General features: G+C 64.3%; 17 protein-coding genes. 12 read left to right on the top strand and 5 right to left on the bottom strand.

What is annotated here, in order from left to right; all coding sequences use genetic code 11:
- The first annotated feature begins 5 nt into the window (after positions 1–5).
- From J2W36_RS12100 to J2W36_RS12115, 4 genes are read left to right on the top strand one after another with little or no spacing between them, the layout of a single operon-like run.
- Positions 6–740, top strand: coding sequence for a GntR family transcriptional regulator (locus J2W36_RS12100; protein ID WP_307689984.1), 735 nt, complete (start codon positions 6–8; stop codon positions 738–740).
- Positions 737–1,765, top strand: coding sequence for a histone deacetylase family protein (locus J2W36_RS12105; RefSeq protein WP_307689985.1), 1,029 nt, complete (start codon positions 737–739; stop codon positions 1,763–1,765). The genes J2W36_RS12100 and J2W36_RS12105 overlap by 4 nt, the downstream gene beginning before the upstream one ends.
- Positions 1,762–2,823, top strand: coding sequence for a phosphotransferase (locus tag J2W36_RS12110; protein WP_307689986.1), 1,062 nt, complete (start codon positions 1,762–1,764; stop codon positions 2,821–2,823). The genes J2W36_RS12105 and J2W36_RS12110 overlap by 4 nt, the downstream gene beginning before the upstream one ends.
- 14 nt (positions 2,824–2,837) lie before the next feature.
- Positions 2,838–4,121 (top strand): aspartate aminotransferase family protein, encoded by a 1,284-nt coding sequence (locus J2W36_RS12115; RefSeq protein ID WP_307689987.1) that lies wholly within the window; start codon positions 2,838–2,840, stop codon positions 4,119–4,121.
- A 403-nt stretch (positions 4,122–4,524) separates the two neighbouring features.
- Here J2W36_RS12115 and J2W36_RS12120 read toward each other — a convergent pair whose 3' ends face one another.
- The 3 genes from J2W36_RS12120 to J2W36_RS12130 form a co-directional block, all read right to left on the bottom strand.
- The gene (locus J2W36_RS12120; protein WP_307689988.1) at positions 4,525–4,932 is read right to left on the bottom strand and encodes a GFA family protein; all 408 of its coding nucleotides are present in this window, start codon (positions 4,930–4,932) and stop codon (positions 4,525–4,527) included.
- A 204-nt stretch (positions 4,933–5,136) separates the two neighbouring features.
- On the bottom strand, positions 5,137–5,499 hold the full coding sequence (locus tag J2W36_RS12125) for a VOC family protein (protein ID WP_307689989.1): 363 nt from the start codon (positions 5,497–5,499) through the stop codon (positions 5,137–5,139).
- 674 nt (positions 5,500–6,173) lie between these two features.
- Positions 6,174–6,845 carry a hypothetical protein gene (locus J2W36_RS12130; protein WP_307689990.1) on the bottom strand — a complete coding sequence of 224 codons (672 nt, stop codon included), beginning with the start codon at positions 6,843–6,845 and terminating at the stop codon, positions 6,174–6,176.
- Positions 6,846–7,438: 593 nt separating this feature from the next.
- On the opposite strand from J2W36_RS12130, the gene J2W36_RS12135 reads away from it, so the two are divergent.
- The 6 genes from J2W36_RS12135 to J2W36_RS12160 all read left to right on the top strand — a co-directional run bounded on the left by J2W36_RS12135 (position 7,439) and on the right by J2W36_RS12160 (position 12,119).
- Positions 7,439–8,842, top strand: coding sequence for an amidase family protein (locus tag J2W36_RS12135; RefSeq protein WP_307689991.1), 1,404 nt, complete (start codon positions 7,439–7,441; stop codon positions 8,840–8,842).
- 240 nt (positions 8,843–9,082) lie between these two features.
- On the top strand, positions 9,083–9,583 hold the full coding sequence (locus tag J2W36_RS12140; protein ID WP_307689992.1) for a PAAR domain-containing protein: 501 nt from the start codon (positions 9,083–9,085) through the stop codon (positions 9,581–9,583).
- A 1-nt stretch (position 9,584) separates the two neighbouring features.
- Entirely contained in the window at positions 9,585–10,133 is a 549-nt protein-coding gene (locus J2W36_RS12145; RefSeq protein ID WP_307689993.1) for a hypothetical protein, read from the top strand.
- A 115-nt stretch (positions 10,134–10,248) separates the two neighbouring features.
- A complete protein-coding gene (locus J2W36_RS12150; protein WP_307689994.1) occupies positions 10,249–10,518 on the top strand; it encodes a hypothetical protein in 270 nt (89 codons plus the stop codon).
- A gap of 705 nt (positions 10,519–11,223) precedes the next feature.
- On the top strand, positions 11,224–11,661 hold the full coding sequence (locus tag J2W36_RS12155) for an Hsp20/alpha crystallin family protein (RefSeq protein ID WP_307689995.1): 438 nt from the start codon (positions 11,224–11,226) through the stop codon (positions 11,659–11,661).
- Between the two features lie 35 nt (positions 11,662–11,696).
- Positions 11,697–12,119, top strand: a complete 423-nt coding sequence (locus J2W36_RS12160) for an Hsp20/alpha crystallin family protein (protein ID WP_307689996.1) — start codon at positions 11,697–11,699, stop codon at positions 12,117–12,119.
- A gap of 4 nt (positions 12,120–12,123) precedes the next feature.
- On the opposite strand, the gene J2W36_RS12165 is transcribed toward J2W36_RS12160, so the two are convergent.
- Both J2W36_RS12165 and J2W36_RS12170 read right to left on the bottom strand, forming a co-directional pair.
- Positions 12,124–12,408: a cupin domain-containing protein gene (locus J2W36_RS12165; RefSeq protein ID WP_307689997.1), complete on the bottom strand. Its 285-nt coding sequence runs from the start codon at positions 12,406–12,408 to the stop codon at positions 12,124–12,126.
- 104 nt (positions 12,409–12,512) lie between these two features.
- Complete coding sequence (locus tag J2W36_RS12170; protein ID WP_307689998.1) at positions 12,513–12,824, bottom strand: hypothetical protein; 312 nt, start codon at positions 12,822–12,824, stop codon at positions 12,513–12,515.
- Between the two features lie 242 nt (positions 12,825–13,066).
- Here J2W36_RS12170 and J2W36_RS12175 point away from each other — a divergent pair, with 242 nt between their 5' ends.
- Entirely contained in the window at positions 13,067–16,753 is a 3,687-nt protein-coding gene (locus tag J2W36_RS12175; RefSeq protein ID WP_307689999.1) for a PAS domain S-box protein, read from the top strand.
- A complete protein-coding gene (locus J2W36_RS12180; protein WP_307690000.1) occupies positions 16,754–17,797 on the top strand; it encodes an HD-GYP domain-containing protein in 1,044 nt (347 codons plus the stop codon).
- Positions 17,798–17,806: the final 9 nt, after the last annotated feature.

Here is a 17,806-nt window from a genome sequence, read left to right on the forward strand (position 1 = left end):
CATCCATGGCCAATCCAACCACCGACACCGCACTGTTCGAATCCGTAGAGACACCCGACCTCGTCGACCTGGTCGAAGCGCAGCTCACGCGTGCCATCGTCGACGGAAAGCTGCCGCCGGGCAGCCGCATCGTGGAGGCCGACATCGCGCGCCGCATGGGCATCAGCCGGGCGCCGGTGCGTGAAGCGGCGCGTCGGCTGGAGCGCCAGGGCGTACTGGTCGCGCGTCCGCGCCACGGCTTTGCGGTGCGGACCATCAGCGTGCAGGAGATCGACGATCTGTACGAAGTGCGCATCAGCATCGAGCTGACCAGCATCGAGCTGGCCTGCCGCAAGGCCGACGACGCCGGCCTGGCTCGCGTGAAGGCGCTGTTCGACACCATGGTGCGGCCTTCGCCCGCAACGCCGCAGGACGAACGCATTGCCACCGACCTGGCACTGCACACGCTCATCTGCGAACTGGGCGGCAACGCGCGCCTGCTGCGCATCTTCATGGACACGCAGATGGAGCTGCGCATGATCATCGCGCTGATCAATGCGGTCGACGATTCGGCCGCCGTGGCCGCCACGCATGGCGTGATCGTCGACGCACTGCTGCGCCGCGACACGTTGGCCGCCCAGAAGGCCATGCGCATCCACCTCGAATACGCCTGGGAGCATGTGCGCGCGCTGTTCGTCGAGCAGCACGGCGATGCCCCACTCCAGCCGCGCCGCCGCATCGAACTCGGAGCCATTGCATGAAAGTCGTCTACACCGACACCCACAAAGACCACGACCCGCAACTCTTCATGGTGCGCGGCAAGTTGAAGCGCAGCAACGAGCAGCCCGAGCGCGCCTTCCGCCTGCTGAAGGCGGTGCAGGCCGAGGGCCACGAAGTCATCGGTGCCCAAGACTTCGGCCCCGCACCGCGCGCGGCCATCCACACGCCCGAGTACCTGCGCTTTCTCGAGACGGCCCATGCACGCTGGCAGCTGCTGGACGACCCGTCGGACGAGGTCATGCCCAACATCCACCCCTTCCCAGGCCAACCCTGCACCTACCCCGAGAGCGTGGTCGGCCAGGCTGGGTTCCACATGGGCGACGCTGCCTGCTCGATCGGCGCGCACACCTGGGCCGCGGCCATCGCGTCGGCGAACATGGCGACGCACGCGGCGCGACTGGTGCTCGACGGCGAACGCGCCGCCTACGCGCTGTGCCGCCCACCGGGCCACCACGCCTACGTCGACCGGGCCAACGGCTTCTGCTATCTCAACAACGTGGCCATCGCCGCGCAGTACCTGCGCCGGGTCCACGATCGCGTGGCGATCCTCGACATCGACGTGCACCACGGCAACGGCACGCAGGGCATCTTCTACCGGCGCAGCGACGTGCTGACCATTTCGCTGCACGGCGACCCGCGCAATTTCACGCCTTTCTTCACCGGCCATGCGCACGAGCGTGGCGAGGGCGAAGGCCTGGGCTACAACATCAACAAGCCGCTGGCGCTGGGCACCGACATCGACGGCTACCTGCCCGCGCTGCGCGACGCCTGCGACAGCATCCGCGCCTTCGCGCCGGGGGCGTTGGTGGTCGCGCTCGGGCTCGACGTGCATGAGAAGGACCCGTACAAGGGCATGAAGATCACCACGCCCGGCTTTGCCGTGCTGCTGGCCGAGATCGCGCGCCTGGGCCTGCCGACGGTGCTGGTGCAGGAGGGCGGCTACCTGTCGGACGACCTCGGCCCGAACATCGCGAGCGCGTTGCGCGGGTTCGAGAGCGTTGCATGAGCGCTGAGTTCGACGACGCACAGGTGCTGAGCGAGGGCTCGCCCGAACTCGATGACGCCTGGGTCCACGCGCTCGCGCAGGAACGCTGGGGCATCGCGGGCGAGATGAAGCCGCTGACCGGCGAGCGCGATCGCAACTACCGGCTGGCGCGCGCATCGGACGGCGCACGCTTCATGCTGAAGATCTCGCACCCGGCAGAGACCCCGCTGGTCGCCGACTTCCAGACGCAGGCCTTGCTGCATCTCGCGAAGGCCGACCCGACGCTGCCGGTGCAGCGCATCGTGCCGGCGCTGGACGGCGCGCCGTCGATCGTGGTCGACCCGGGCGATGGCTTGCCGCGGGTTGCGCGCGTCTTCACCTACCTGCCCGGCCTGCCGCTGCCCGACGCACCGCGCACGCCGCTGCAGCAGCAGAACCTGGCGCGCATGCTGGCGCGGCTCGACGTGGCGCTGGCCGGCTTCGACCATCCCGCCGGCGACCTGCCGCTGCCCTGGGACCTGCAGCGCGCCGAGAGCGTGCGCGGCCTGCTCGCGCACATCGCCGATGCCGACCGGCGCGCGCTCGCCACGGCGGCGCTCGACCGCTTCGAGCACACGGCGCAGCCGATGTTGCGCACGCTGCCCGCGCAGCCGATCCACAACGACTTCAATATCTACAACGTGCTGGTCGACCCGCACGACACCGACCGCATCGCAGCTATCCTCGACTTCGGCGACATGGTGCGCGCGCCCTGCATCGACGACCTGGCCGTGGCCGCGGCCTACCAGATCGGCACCGACGACGATCCGCTTGGGCCCTTCGCCCACATCGTGCCCTTCGTCGCCGCGTACCACGCCGTGCGGCCGCTGTCGGCGACCGAACTCGACCTGCTCTTCACGCTGATCACCGCCCGGCTGGTGATGGTGGTCGCCATCAGCGGCTGGCGCGCCGCGCGCTACCCGGAGAACGCGGCCTACCTGCTGCGCAACAACCCGCTGTCGTGGGCACGGCTGCAGGCCTGCGAGCGCGTCGGCCACGCCGCGGCCACGTCAGCCTTCCGCAGCGCCTGCGGACTCTGAAGCGAAAGCACCCCATGTCCTCGATCCCCGCCCAGACCCAGGCCCTGATGGAACGCCGCGCCCGCGTGCTCGGCCCGGCCTACCGCCTGTTCTATGAAACCCCGCTGCACCCCGTGCGCGGCGAGGGCGTGTGGCTGCACGACGCCGACGGCAAGCGCTACCTCGACGCCTACAACAACGTCGCGTCGGTCGGCCACTGCCATCCGCACGTGGTCGAGGCCATCGCGCGGCAGGCCAGCATCCTCAACACGCACACGCGCTACCTGCACGAGGGCGTGCTCGACTATGCCGAGCGGCTGCTCGCGACGATGCCGAGCGAACTCGCGCATGCCATGTTCACCTGCACCGGCAGCGAGGCCAACGACCTGGCGATGCGCATCGCGCGTTCGCACACGAAGGCCGAAGGCCTGATCGTCACGCGCTTCGCGTACCACGGCGTGACTTCGGCCATCGCCGTCGCCTCGCCCTCGCTCGGCAAGTTCGTGCAGCTCGGCGACAACGTGCGCACCGTGCCCGCACCCGACAGCTACCGCATCGCGCCGTCGGACATGGGGCCTGCCTTCGCGGCCGGCGTGCGCGAAGCCATCGCCGACCTGAAGGCCCACGGCATGGGTCCCGCCGCGCTGCTGGTCGACACGTCGTTCTCCAGCGACGGCATCTTCACCGACCCGCCCGGCTTCCTGGCGGAGGCGGTCGAGGCGGTGCGCGAGGCCGGCGGCATCTTCATCGCCGACGAGGTGCAGGCCGGGCTCGGCCGCACGGGCGATGCGATGTGGGGCTTCCAGCGCCACGGCGTGGTGCCCGACATCGTCAGCATGGGCAAGCCGCTGGGCGCGGGCCATCCGCTGGCCGGCATCGCGATCCAGCCTGCGGTGCTGGCTGCCTTCGGCCGCGAGTGCCGCTACTTCAACACCTTCGGCGGCAACCCGGTGTCGATGGCCGCCGGCATGGCGGTGCTCGACGTGGTCGAGCGCGAAGGCCTGGTCGCGAACGCGCAGCGCGTGGGCGCGTACCTGCGCGGGCGACTCACGCAGCTCGCGGACCGCCACGCGCTGATCGGCGACGTGCGCGGTGCCGGCTTCTTCGTCGGCGTCGAGATGGTGAGCGACCGCCAAGCGCGCACGCCAGCCACGGCCGAGACGGCGCGCATCGTCAATGCGATGCGCGAGCGCGGCGTACTGTTCAGCGCCACGGGCGAGCACGCCAACACATTGAAGATCCGCCCGCCGCTGGTCTTCTCCGAAGCCAACGCCGATTTGTTGGTTGGGACGCTGGACGAGGTGCTGTCTTCGGCTTGAGTTGTCGGCTTTCTACCGGCTTGTGTTCGTGGGCGGGCCGAGGGCGGCGGGTGACTCCTTCCGCTCATGTCCCCCGGCCTGCGGCCTCCTCCTCTACTTCGCTGCAGGAGTCACCCACCGCCCTCGGCCTTGGGCACGTCGTGGTGTTTGCATGCGCAGAGAAAACGCCGACCTTGAGTGATGTGCACTTGGAGCGGCTGAAAGTTGGAGATACGAAGTTGCGGGGTCTTTCCTGGAGGACCGCTTTGGGCCCCAAGCGGCTGTACGAGCTTCTCGAAAGCGGAAGTACGCTTGTCGGCTTGCCACCATCTCCTGCGGAGAATTGCCTGGACCGGCTGCTTCTCGCCGCTCCCTGCCGGCCGCTCCGCGGCAACCTTGCTGCGCGGCTGACTGGCTCCCGCCATCAAGGCTGACCTGGGAACGTCTCTGCGCTTTCCGGAAGTGTCACCCACGGAAGGCGTCGTTGCGTCCATATCTGCCTTTTCGGTGTGCCCAACTCCTGCCGCTGCTTGAGCGTCCCGATTCGGAGCGAATAAGCTGCCGGCTCTTCGACCGCGCATGCATACAACGGTGTGCCGCATGTTTCGCAAAATGCCAGAACCCTCTTTGCGCCGCTGGCAGCGGTCTTGACATAGGTGCGAGGAGCGCCCCTCACCAAACGAAAGCCGGCCGCGGGCGCAGAGATGTTGGCTCGAAAGGCGGAGCCCGAGTGGGCTTGACAGTCGGTGCAGTGACAAACTGTGATGCTGCCCTCCTGAACTTCGGCTTCGTATGCAATCGCGCCGCAATGGCACTGACCGTCAACCTTCATGTGAATTCTCCGAATGGGACTGACTCGGCCTGGCGCATCCTGCTGCAGCTAAGGACCGCGCTTTGGCAAAAGGCAGGGTTGTCTTGGTAACTCGATACTCAAACATCGATGACCTCTCCGAGAAGCCCCTCTTGTTTGGGCCTTGCAGAGCCACGCAGGCCGCACCGACTACTACGACTGGTCCTGGCCGACTGACGACGTTCGTCACCCGCGGTGGGCACGACTAGAGACGCTGACTGAATTCTTGTCGGGGTCTTTTACGTTGGCGAAAGCATATCCATTCGCCTTATGGACGGCGCCGAACTTGAGCCCCTGTGCCGCTGCCTCGGCTACGAAGGCTTCAACGTCGCTCACGTGAAAGCTCAATTTCACACCGGCTTGCCCCAGCTTTACAGATTTGGCTGCTTGATGGATGAGTATTCCTGCACCGACATCCGCCGCCTTCAGCTCGATGAGACCCTCGCTGACTTCACCGGTCGTGATAAACCCGAAATGCTTGGAATAGAAATCGGCAGATTTCCTCATGTCACGAGCATAGATGAGGATTGTGCCAAGCGATGCTTTCATGGGAGGCGATTGAATTTTCGATTCAGTGGAAAAAAGGTCTCTTGACAGGTGCGTAACTCTCGAATCCTGCCATTGGGCTGACCGACCGCTTTTGGCCGAGTCCCGCCATCGTAGCTGAGGCTGCGCCGGGCAAAAAGCGGAACTTACGGCGTTTCCAAAGCGGCCACTCGTTTGTTACCGAATCATAAAGGTCTTCATCCAATCTAGCAGATACCAACCACTTATTGCTAGAACCGTTGAAATTATGAACGCTTCGACAGTAATAGAATTTAGAGCCATTTCCAGCAAATTGGATTTTTTTCATATTCGAGAAAGTAGCCGCCCGTATCAAAAAATCCTTTCACGAACACGGAAATTACCTGCAGGCACCTGTGCAAGCCTAATACTCCTAGAAACGAAAACGCCACGTATGCCCACGGTGCAGATAGCCTGCTCCACGATGACATTGCAGTGACTCCAGCCAAGGCGATACAAACGACAAAAGGGAGCATGAGTGAAACGAGAAACAACATATGTTGGCCTAATGAAGTGAGACACCCGGGTGTAGAAAAATAGCTAAAGGAAGACTAAGGTCCGGAGAGTCGAAGTCATAAACAACCGCTTCTGGCCGAGAGCAGAAGTGCATCTGCAGCAATTTGGTAAGGTGTTGAAAAATTTCTTCTTTTGGCATCTGATCATGGTTTCAGATTGTTGTCTTTCTTGTATATTTCGCTATTGGTTTCACGAAGAAAATCTAAATAAACAAATCCAGCCGGCCTGTGTTTTTTATATTCAAGAAATTGTTCGTAGTAACCAAATGCGCCTCCTAGTCTAGAAGATAGCAAGGCTGACTCGTCCTTGCTTATTCCGTCGATGTACCCCGACTTCTTGCCTTTTTGGTTCACTCGCGACAATAGCAGGTATGTAGCGCCGTCGATATTGGATACGAAAATCCGTGCTCTTTCTTCACTGTCTTTGCCATCGTCAAAAACGAGTTTGAACTTGTTTTTGTCTTCAAGAAGATATTTGAGTATTTTTGCGAATACATCAGGATTGGGCAAACTCAGTGTATAGCCTTGAAGCGAAGCCCCTCCATTTTTTGAGTAAAAACATGTCGGTGATGAAGCGGCTGAATCGACTATTGGAATCTCGATGCCGCCGAAGACTGCCGTACCATTTTTCTCAACCACATAGCAGGTGTACTGCACCTCCTTCGTCCCAATTCCTGCACCCGAACTTGACAGCCTGAAATTATTCAGCGCGCGACTCTCGAGCGGCAAGGATTTGCCGATTTCGATAGATTTGGAATGGCATGGCTGGAACAAGGCCGCCAGGCATAGCAAGAAGAAAATTTTAGTTTTTCTCATTTCCGCAACAATTCAGAATTTGTGGGTTTGGGGAATTGCACAACGCATGCTGATCATGGGCCTGCGAGTGCCGAGGTCCGCTCCTAGCCGATGGCAGACGTCCGTCGAAGCACCCAAATAGGACGTTCTCCAGCTTCCTCAAGCGGGCGTAGACGAAGCCCATTCGCTGCTTGAGGACAGGAATGGCGGAAGAGTCTTGACAACCTCTGCGGGCCCTTCGATATCCCAGGAAAAGACGCAGCAACCGCATCCGTTCATCTCCGAGACGAACGTCAGGCGTGATTCGTTATCCCGTAGCCACGCCTCAGCCAGTTCGACCTCGCAAGCGTTATCCGTAACCGCGCAAATAGATGCTCGAACTTGCATTGTCGTCCTCGTGTTTCTATGTCCGCTTCTGGCCGCCGAAAGCAGCCACTGGCCGATATGCCTACACCTTTGACTTTATCGCGGTGTCTAGGATTTTTGCGAGTGAAGCAGAACAGCTCGTGTCATTCGGCACGATCCCCCCCCGCCGCTGGTCTTCTCCGACGCCAACGCCGACCTGCCGGTCGAGACGCTGGACACGGTGCTCGCCTCGTTGTAAACAGCCGACCATGACCGACAACATCTGGCGCCTTTCCGCATCCGACGTTGCGCACCACATCGCGCAACGCACCTTCTCCGCCGTCGAGGCCGCGCAAGCGGCACTGGCCCGCCTCGACGCCGTCAACCCGCAGCTCAACGCCGTGGTCGACTGGCGGCCTGACGAGGTGCTGCAGCGTGCCGATGCGATCGATGCCGCACTGGCCCGCGGCGAGGACTGCGGCCCGCTGGCCGGCGTGCCGATCACCGTCAAGGTGAACATCGACCAGGCCGGCTTCGCGACCACCAACGGCGTGACGCTGCAGAAGGACCGCATCGCGGCGACGAACAGCCCGGTGGTCGACAACTTCTTGAAGGCTGGCGCGGTGATCGTCGGCCGCACCAACACGCCGGCCTTCAGCTACCGCTGGTTCACCGACAACCGGCTGCACGGCCGCACGATCAACCCGCGCGATGCGTCGCTCACGCCGGGTGGCTCGTCCGGCGGCGCGGCTTCGGCCATCGCGGCAGGCATCGGTCACATCGCCCACGGCACCGACATCGCCGGCTCGATCCGCTACCCGGCCTACGCCTGCGGCGTGCACGGCCTGCGACCCTCGCTGGGCCGCGTGGCCGCCTTCAATGCGTCGGGGCCGGAGCGCAACATCGGCGGGCAGATCACCGCCGTGTCGGGTCCGATCGCGCGCACCATCGGTGACATCCGCCTGGGCTTGGCCGCGATGTCCGGTGTCGACGACCGCGACCCGTGGTGGGTGCCGGCGCCACTCACCGGCCCCGATGCACCGCGTGTCGTCGGTCTGTGCGTGCGGCCCGACGGGCTGGACACATCGCCGGCAGTGGCCGCCGCCCTGGTCGATGCCGCCGAGCGCCTGCGCGACGCCGGCTGGCAGGTGGAAGAACTCGACGACCTGCCGCCGCTGCAGGACGCCTGCACCACGCAGATCGTGCTCTGGATGGGCGACGGCTACGACGCGATGGTCACCGCCGCACAGCAGGAAGGCGATGCCGGCGCCATCGCGGCGCTCGCGGGCCAGGCGGGCCTCGTCGGCACGGCAGGCGCGCCAGACCTGTCGAAGGCGCTGATCCGACGTGCCACCCTGGCGCGTGCCTGGCAAGAATTCACCACGCGCTACCCGGTGCTGCTGATGCCGGCGAGCGCCGAACTGCCCTTCGCGTCGGACCTCGATCTGCAGGGGCCGGAAGCCTACGCGCGGGTGTGGGCCGCGCAGTCGCCGATGATCGGCCTGCCGCTCACCGGGCTGCCGTCGCTGGTCGTCTCCACCGGCATGGTCGGCACGCGCCCGGTCGGCGTGCAGTTGGTGGCGGGGCGCTTTCGCGAAGACCTGCTGCTGGCGGCCGGCGAGGCCATCGAGGCGCACGGGACGCCGCCGGCGCCGGTCGATCCTGTCGCCTGATTCGGAGCGCTGTCGTTGCCGCTCGTGGCCGAGCGGCAACGACGTTTGTTCGACGGGAGTTCATACAAAGCCATTCATCGCGATATCGTGAAAAATTGGTCATTGAGGCAGATTAATTCCAATGATCGAAGTCAATTCAGTTGCTTGGCTTGGTTCGGGTAAGCAATACTTTCTTTGCCGCTTTTAGGCGTGGTTCGAGTGCATGTCACTCGTGTTCGTTGAGCAGCTCAGGGAGATAAAATGGCAACACGAGCCAATCTTTACGGGAAATCGCAAGTCGTTCTGGGAGATAGAACCAGCCATGGAGGCGTGGTTATTTCCGGCAGTGCCACGAGCTCGTGGCATGGAATACCCGTCGCTAGAAAAAAGGATCGAGTGTATTGCCCGAAATGCGCCCCTCATTTCTTTGAAATCGCTGAAGGCTTGGGCAACTGCACCGATACCGATGCAGCGCTCCCTCTTGCTACCGAGGGCCACTTGACCACTTGTGGCGCGGCGCTCATCGCTGAGAGCGCGCCTTCACGCTTGCTGCTTGAAGTCTTGCACTTTTCCAATGGAAGAGGATTTGACGATCGCTATATCTTGCGAGACGAGAGCGGTCAGCCGATGCCGTACACCTATTATGCAGCGAAAAAGCTGGATAACTCAATCGAGTACGGTACAACTGACGAGGCAGGGCATACGCACATTTTCCTCACAGGCGAGGAAGAGAGTTCCATTATTTTTTACATTGCGGGCTAGTATGGCGAGTCAAACGATAACAGACGACAATGGCGAGATTCTGCGGTTGGTTGCCAGGACCAAAACGACGCAGCATAGCGACGACTCGATCAAGACGATCACGACTGATTCAACTACGGTGGAGGTAATTGTCAGCGACGGGAGGGTTGTCAGTCAAGGTTCTCAATGGGGGCATGTCGCCATAGATATCGATGGCACTGTCTACGGAATGTCTCATAACGGCTATGACAAAAGAGCTAAATCAATCTATCTCAATGCGAATTCATATCGTGATTCAATTGGTGTGGTGCTGAGAGTTTCTGTTGCTGAAAAAGAGAAAATGAAAGACGAACTTGAGCGCCGACTGAAAATAGGAGGTGACTACAATGTTCTGTTGAACAGTTGTTCTACGAATGTTGCCGATGTTTTGGAAAGTATCGGCATACTTGCTCACGACCCTCGATTTTTCTTTGCCCCTTCTTCGAGTGCTGGTGTCGCGCCGAAAGAATTGTTGATTTTCATCCTGAGATCAAAGCGGGTTGTAAAAAGAAACGAGTACTTTATAAAATAATTATCGATGCCGAAGGAGCCTTTGGAGTAGTTTTTACTCCAGGCTTGCGCGTACAAATTTTTGATTGCACTGTCAATGAGATGGCGATTGCTGCTAATATTTGAATTTGAAAGCGATGAGAAAATCCGTCTTTATTATTTTTTGCGCGTTATTTGCCTTCGGGTGTCAGAAGCCTGCTGGGAGGTGGAGGGCACTTGAGGATATGCCTGTTTTTAGCGACGCAAATGAAGCAGATCAAATTAAATTCACTGTTAAAAAAGGTGATATCTGCGCCCTGGGCCAAGAGCGAGTTGTAAAAATCTTCATGTACAAAGAAATCGCGTGCGACCAAGGCAATGGATGGATTATGTATAGCAACGGCTATCCTTTTGAGAAATTAGAATAATAAGTATTTTTTTGGCAATTAAGGATGCTGGTGTGGGTTTTATGTAAAGGGTAAAATTGAACGATTTTGGAGATTGGTTTTGCAAAATTTTGAGCCCGGCCGTTAGGGTGGTTGCCTTCGTTTCGGTTCTTATTTGTTTTATTTTTAGGCTGTGAGTCATTCATCCTTGGGCGCCAAAATACATTGGCGAGTTTAAGTGGACTCGGGTCGTTGTCGTTGGCGATCCAAGCAAATCGCAAGGAGTGGAAACCAAGGTTTTTGGCTCCATCGAAAAACTGCATGAAATATTCTCCCTAAGCGCGGGGGACTAGTGTTTTTATTTGACAGGTGAGGAATGGGTCTGGCGCGACAAAAAGGATCCGGCATTTTCGCTGGTTCCTATTTTTTGTCCTACGAAAGGCGGCGGGTGGGCAATGCCGCCTAGTGAGAGCGCCTTGAAAGCTTCCTAGCCTGTTGAGCGTGGGGTTCGGAGCAGGCAAGCGCGCCGCCCCGAGGACGCGCCGTCCAAGAGACCCCGGTTAATCCCAACCAACCAAAGCTTCGCGTTTCATGGTTCAGCCCGCTTGAGTGGGATGAACCGCGCCTGAAAAAAGCGAAATCTCCGCTCTTGAAGTCGACGAGGGCGTGCCCTATGTACGCCCTCGGAAGCGCTGGACACGCCTCCGGCGCCTCCTTCGATTCAACGCATCAATGGAGGTTATCGCCATGTACCGATCGCTTTTTCCGCGCGACATGTTCGCCGAACTCGATCGCCTGCAACGCGACATGCAGCAGGCCTTCGATCTGTCGCCCACCATCCGCGGCATCGGCCGCAACGGCTTCCCGGCCATCAACGTCGGGGGCACGCCGCAGTCCATTGAGGTCTTCGCCTTCGCGCCCGGCGTCGATCCGACCAGGCTGGAGGTCAACCTCGAACGCGGCCTGCTGACCATCGCCGGTGAGCGCAAGGCCGACCTGCCGAAGCCCGAAGACAAGGCCGCCGTGCACATCAACGAGCGCTTCGAAGGCAGCTTCCGCCGCGTGCTCACGCTGCCCGACGATGCCGACCCGGACGCGGTCGACGCCAAGTACCGCGACGGCGTGCTGCACATCAGCATCCAGCGGCGCGCATCGGCCCAGCCGCGGCGCATCGCCGTCCAGTGATTTTCAACATCGACACCGCAAGAAAGGAGTGCATCGTGAACACCCATCAGACACCTGCCACCACCCGCGGCGCGTCGAACACGCCGACCGCAACGCAGCAAGCCCAGGCACGGTCGCGCTACAGCGACGCCGCGCTCACGCCGCCGGTCGACGTCATCGAAGACAGCGGCGGCATCACGCTCTACGCCGACCTGCCGGGCGTGTCGCGCGAGAAGCTGCAACTGAACGTCGAGGCCGACACGCTGACCATCGAGGCCGAGTCGGCGCTCCCGTCGCCCGAAGGCCTGCAGTCGAGCCATACCGAAGTTGGCCTGGCGCGCTTCCGCCGCGTCTTCACGCTGAGCAAGGAGCTCGACACCGAGCAGGTGTCGGCCGAGTTCGCGCAGGGCGTGCTGCGGCTGCGCATCCCGAAGGCGCAGCATGCGCAGCCGCGCCGGGTCGAAGTGAAGGTGGCCTGAGGCCCTACTTCAGTTCGATCTCCACGAAGACGAACTCGTGGTCGTTGGCGTTGATCACGTTGTGCTCGACGCCCGTGAGCCGCGTGTACGACACGCCGGCGGTCAGGGGGCTGCGAACCTCGCCGTTCGGCGTTTCCAGCAGCAGCGTGCCGGTGGTCATGGGCACCACGACGTAGTCCATGCCGTGGCGGTGGTAGCCGGTTTCCGCGCCGGGCGGGAAGCGCCATTCGGTGACCTTGACGCGGTCGTTGTCGATCTGGACGGTGGGGATGGCGGTGGGGCGGGTCATGCGCGTCATCGTGCAAGGGGCATGCCCGCCGCGGCACGCGGCGCATCGACCCGACATGTCATGCGCTGGACCCAGCGCGCCGAACCTTCCTTCCGCCCGTCAACTCATTCAAGCATCGGCGTCTGCCACCCGAGCAGTTCAGCCAGGCGCAGCACGATCCAACGCGCCTCGGCCGTCGACACGCCGGCGTCCGGCGAGCGCAGGCCGGCGTGGATGCGCTGCAGCACCTCGTCTTCCGACGGCACTTCGACATGCGCCAGGATCCGTGCCTGCTCGATCAGGTGGGTGGCCAGGTCCTCGCAGACCTCGTAGCGCGCACGCACGGTGCCGATGGGTTCGCGCAGGCGCTGCTGGCGGGCATCGGTGTAGAGCGCGAAGAAGGAGGCAGGGATATCGATCTGGTAGTCGTCGGACATGGGGGTGCGATCAGGGGCGTGAGGACTCGATGGTAGGCAGTCGCGCGTTCCTGTGCGCCCTGTGGTGCTACGGCGTGGCGTCTGCATGCGTTACGTAACGACGTGGCATCGCAGACGCCACGCGCGGCGTTCCGCTGGCTGGGGCCGGTCGGAATCTCCTTTGCAATCAATCACTTGGCGCTTGATCCGGGCGCGGTGATGGTGGCCGCCGACGTCGGCATGCATGTTGCGGTCCACCGGCCATGGCATTCGCAGAACTTCTCTTCGTGAACGCGAGCCTAGGGTCCGCGGGAGGACTGGCCGTGGCCTGGGGCGTGACCAGCGTCTGTGCGCTGGTCGGCTGGCAGGTGGCGCAGACCGGTGCCGATGCCGTGGAGCGGGGGTGGCGCGCCGGTGGTGGCGTCGCCGCGGCGCTGGTCTGGGCGACGGGCCTCTGGGCGGCTTTGCAATGGGGCACGGCGGCGCTGGCGTGGGAGCGTCCGACCGCCTGGGTTGCCTGGTCGCCCTGGCCTGTGGCGCTGGCCTGCGCGCTCGCGGTGGCCCTGCGGCGTCGACCGTGGGCGCTGGTGTGGCGGGTGGCCGGCGCGGGCAGTCTGGCGCTGGCGGGTGTCGTCGCCACCGTGATCGGCGCGCTGCGCCCGATGGATCGCGCGCTCTTCGGCCTGCTGGTGACGCTGTGCGCCATGGCGCTGCTGGGCGTGTGCCTGCGCGTATCGCGCGAGGTCGAGCAGCGCGCGCAGCCGGGCCTCTGGCGATCGGGCTGTGGTGCAGCGCTGGTCGGCGTCGCGGGCGCCTTGCTGGCGGGTGCGGCGGGTTGGGGCGTGCAGCGCCACACGGTCGGCCTGGGCGCGCCACAGCCACACCCCTACTCTGCGGGGGCCGATGTCTGGTTGCTGGTGGTCGTAGGCGCCGCGCCGCTGTGGGCGCTCGGGCTGGCCGCCGTCTTTGCCATGGCTGTCTACCGCCGTCAGGCGCTGCAGGCCCGCGAGGCGTTGGGCGTGCAGCGTGCCTTTCTGGCGAACGCCCCCGACGGCCTGGTCATGACCGATGGCGAAGGTCGCATCCTGCGTATCAACCCGGCCGCGGCGGACGTGCTCGGCTGCACCGACGCACAGGCCGTGGGCCGCGATGCCTGCGCGCTGCTGGCACCGGGCGATGCGGGCTTCGAGACCTGGCTGCACACGGCGCCGGTGCCCGCGGACGCGCGGCCCGACGACTTCGAATCGACCGTGCTGTGCGCCGACGGCACGCTGCGTTCGCTGCGCCTGGCGGTGGGCCGGCTGGGCGCATTCGACCCGGCGCAGCCTTGCTATGTGATCTCGGTGTCCGACCTCGGGCGGCGCAAGGCCATCGAGCATGCACTGCGGGCCAGCGAACAGCAGTACCGCACGATGGTCGGCAACATTCCGGGCGTGTCCTTTCGCAACCGGGTGGATGCGCGCCTGACGACGTTGTTCATGAGCGACGGCATCGTCGAACTCAGCGGCTGGCCGGCCGAAGACTTCGCCAGCGGCCGCAGGAGCCTGGGCGAACTGTTGCATCCGGCGGACCGTGAGCGCGTGGCCGAAGAAATGCGCACGGCGGCCACCACGATGCGCAGCTTCGTCACCGAATTCCGGGTGCTGCACCGCGATGGCGGCGAGCGCTGGGTCTGGCAGAGCGGCAGCGTGATGCAGCACGAAGGTGAGGGAGCCTGGATCGATGGCGTCCTGTTCGACATCACCGAGACGCGGCGGCGCAACGCCGGGTTCGAGGGCACGGTGGACGCGGTGCACCGCGTGATGGGCGTGATCGAGTTCGACCTCGACGGCGCCATCCTCTGGGCCAACGCGCGCATGTGCGGCTGGCTCGGCTGCAGCGTGGCTGACCTGCACGGCCTGCACCACAACGACCTGGTCGAGCCTTCGCTGGCGCGCGATACCGCCTTCAACGCGCTGTGGCAGCGCCTGCGCCGTGGCGAGTACGAAACGGGGGAATACCGGCGCCGCACCCGCACCGGCGCCGAGTTCTGGGTGCAGGGCTCGTACAACCCGATCTTCGACGCCGACGGCACGCCCTTCAAGGTCGTGCTGCTGGCCACCGACCTCAACGCGCGCCGGCAGATGGAGCGTGCGCTGCGCGATGCCAAGGAGCGCGCCGAGCAGGCGGCGGCGGCGCGCAGCCAGTTCCTGGCCAACATGAGCCACGAGATCCGCACGCCCATGAACGCGATCATCGGCTTCACCGACGTATTGCTCGACGGCGCGCTCGACGCCGTGCAGCGGCGCCACCTGCAGACGGTGCGGCAGTCCGCGCGCGCGCTGCTGGCGCTGCTCAACGGCGTGCTCGACACGGCCAAGCTGGAGAAGGGGGCGCTCGAACTCGAGCAGGTGGACTTCGCGCTGCGCGAGACGATCGAACAGGCGGTCGATTCGCTGCGCCTGGACGCCGAGCACAAGCGGCTGGATTTTTCCCTGGTCTGGGACGACGCGCTGCCCGCCTGGGTGCATGGCGATGCGCATCGGCTGCGGCAGGTCGTCCTGAACCTGCTGGGCAATGCCATCAAGTTCACCGCCGCGGGCAGCGTACGGCTGGAGGCGGCGCACCACGGCGACACGCTGCACCTGGCCTTTCGCGACACCGGCATCGGCATCGCGCCCGAACGCCTGAGCGCGATCTTCGACCCTTTCGCGCAGGCCGATGCGTCCACCAGCCGCCGCTTCGGCGGCACCGGCCTGGGCACCACCATCGCGCGCCAACTGGTCGAACTGATGGGCGGGCGCATCGAGGTCGAAAGCCGGGCAGGCGAGGGCAGCACCTTCCATGTCTGGCTGCCGCTGCAGGCGGCCGTGCCCGGGCGGACGGCGGCCACCGAGCCCCGCTGCGTTCCGCCGCCACTGGACGTCCTGGCCGTGGACGACGTGCCCGAGAACCGCGAGCTGCTGCGCATCGCACTGGGCAACGCCGGACATCGTGTGCGCACCGCCGCGAGCGCGGTCGAGGCATGGGCGGCGCTGGCCACGCAGCCCTTCGACGTGGTGCTGATGGACCTGCACATGCCCGAGGTCGATGGGCTGGAGGCGGCGCGGCGCGTGCGGACGCGCGAGGCCGAGGCGGGCGCCCGGCGCATTCCCATCGTCGCGCTGACCGCCAGCGTGCTGCCCGAGGACCGACGGTCGGCACAGGCTGCCGGCATGGACGGCTTCGCGCCCAAGCCGGTCGATCTGGACCAGCTGCTCGACGAACTGGCGCGCGTGACCGGCCGCACCGCGATCGGGCCGGTGCATGCGAGCCCGACGGCCGATGCGGCCGTGATCGACTGGGTGCGCGGGCTGCGTGTGTGGGCGTCGGAGCCGCAGCTCCTGCGCAGCCTGCACACCTTCGCCGACGGCTATGCCGACGCGCTGCCCGTGTTGGCGCACCTGCTGCACGCCGACGACCTGGAAGGCGCCCGCCAGTACGCGCACCGGCTGCGCGGCGTCAGCGGCAACGTGGGTTGCGATCGCGTGCAGGCCGTGGCCGCGCAGGTCGAGATGGCACTGATCGCCGGCGACCGGACCGATGCCAAGGCGCGGCTGCCTGCGCTGGCCGCCACGCTGCGCGAGGTGGCCCAGGCGCTGCAGCAGCGTCGGCCGCCTATCCCCGACGCCGGAGGGGCCGTCGGTGGTGCCGCGTCCGCCGACCGCGCGCCTTTGACACGCACGGCCACGCAGGCGTGGGCAGCGCGCCTGTTGCGGGATGTTCAGCACAGCGAGCTCGGCAGCGACGACGCGAGCCTGCGGGCCTTCGAACACGCGCTCCGCGCGCACGGCGAGGCGCCGGCTGCAGCCGCCCTGGGCCGTGCGCTCGATCTTTTCGATTTCCAGGCGGCGCAGGCGCTGCTGGCGGCCCTGGCGGCGCGTCTGCTGCCCGACGGCCAGCCGGCACGGGAGACGACGGAGCACACCTGAATGCACAGTGAAACGAACCCCCTCGCGAACCCCCTCCATCGCCCCACCCTCCTGGTGATCGACGACGAACCGCTCAACCTGCAGGTGATCCGGCAGGTGCTGCATGCCGACTTCCGCCTGGTCTTTGCCAAGGACGGCCGCAGCGCGCTTGCCCTGGCGACCGCCGCACCGCCGGACCTGGTTCTGCTCGACGTCATGATGCCGGGCATGACCGGCTACGAAGTCTGTCGCGAGCTCAAGGCCGACGAACGCACGCGCCACGTGCCGGTGATCTTCGTGACCGCGCTGTCGCACGAAACCGACGAAACGCTCGGCCTGGAACTGGGGGCGGTCGACTACCTGACCAAGCCGATCAGCGCGGGCATCCTGAAGGCGCGCGTGCGCACCCATCTGTCCCTCGTGCGCATCGAGGAGCTCAAGCAGACGCGGCTGCAGGCTATCCGTTGCCTGGGCGTGGCGGCCGAGTACAAGGACAACGAGACCGGCGGGCATGTGATCCGCATGAGCCACTACGCCCAGGCGCTCGCGCTGATGGCGGGTTACGGCCTGCAGCAGGCCGACGACCTGTTCCATGCCGCGCCGATGCACGACATCGGCAAGATCGGCATCCCCGACGCGATCCTGAAGAAGCCCGGTGCGCTGACCGACACCGAGCGCGATGTCATGCAGACGCACCCGCGCATCGGCGCCGAGATTCTGGGCGACCATCCCTCGACCCTGTTCCGCATGGCGCGCGCCATCGCGCTCACCCACCACGAAAAATGGGATGGCAGCGGTTACCCGAACGGCCTGGCCGGGGCCGACATTCCGCATGTCGGGCGCATTGTGGCGCTGGCCGACGTGTTCGACGCGCTCACCAGCGCGCGGCCCTACAAGCCGGCCTGGCCGGTGGCGCAGGCGATGGCATGGATCCGCAGCCAGAGCGGCAGCCATTTCGACCCCGAGCTGGTCGACCTGCTGGAGCGCAACCTCGATGAATTCACGGCGATCCAGGCGCGCTGGAGCGACGCCGGGCCCGGCGAGGGCAGTGTTTCGCCTACTTGAACATGCTGC

Origin of the sequence: Variovorax ginsengisoli (assembly GCF_030811835.1) — a bacterium.
In the GTDB taxonomy this organism is placed as follows: domain Bacteria; phylum Pseudomonadota; class Gammaproteobacteria; order Burkholderiales; family Burkholderiaceae_C; genus Variovorax; species Variovorax ginsengisoli_C.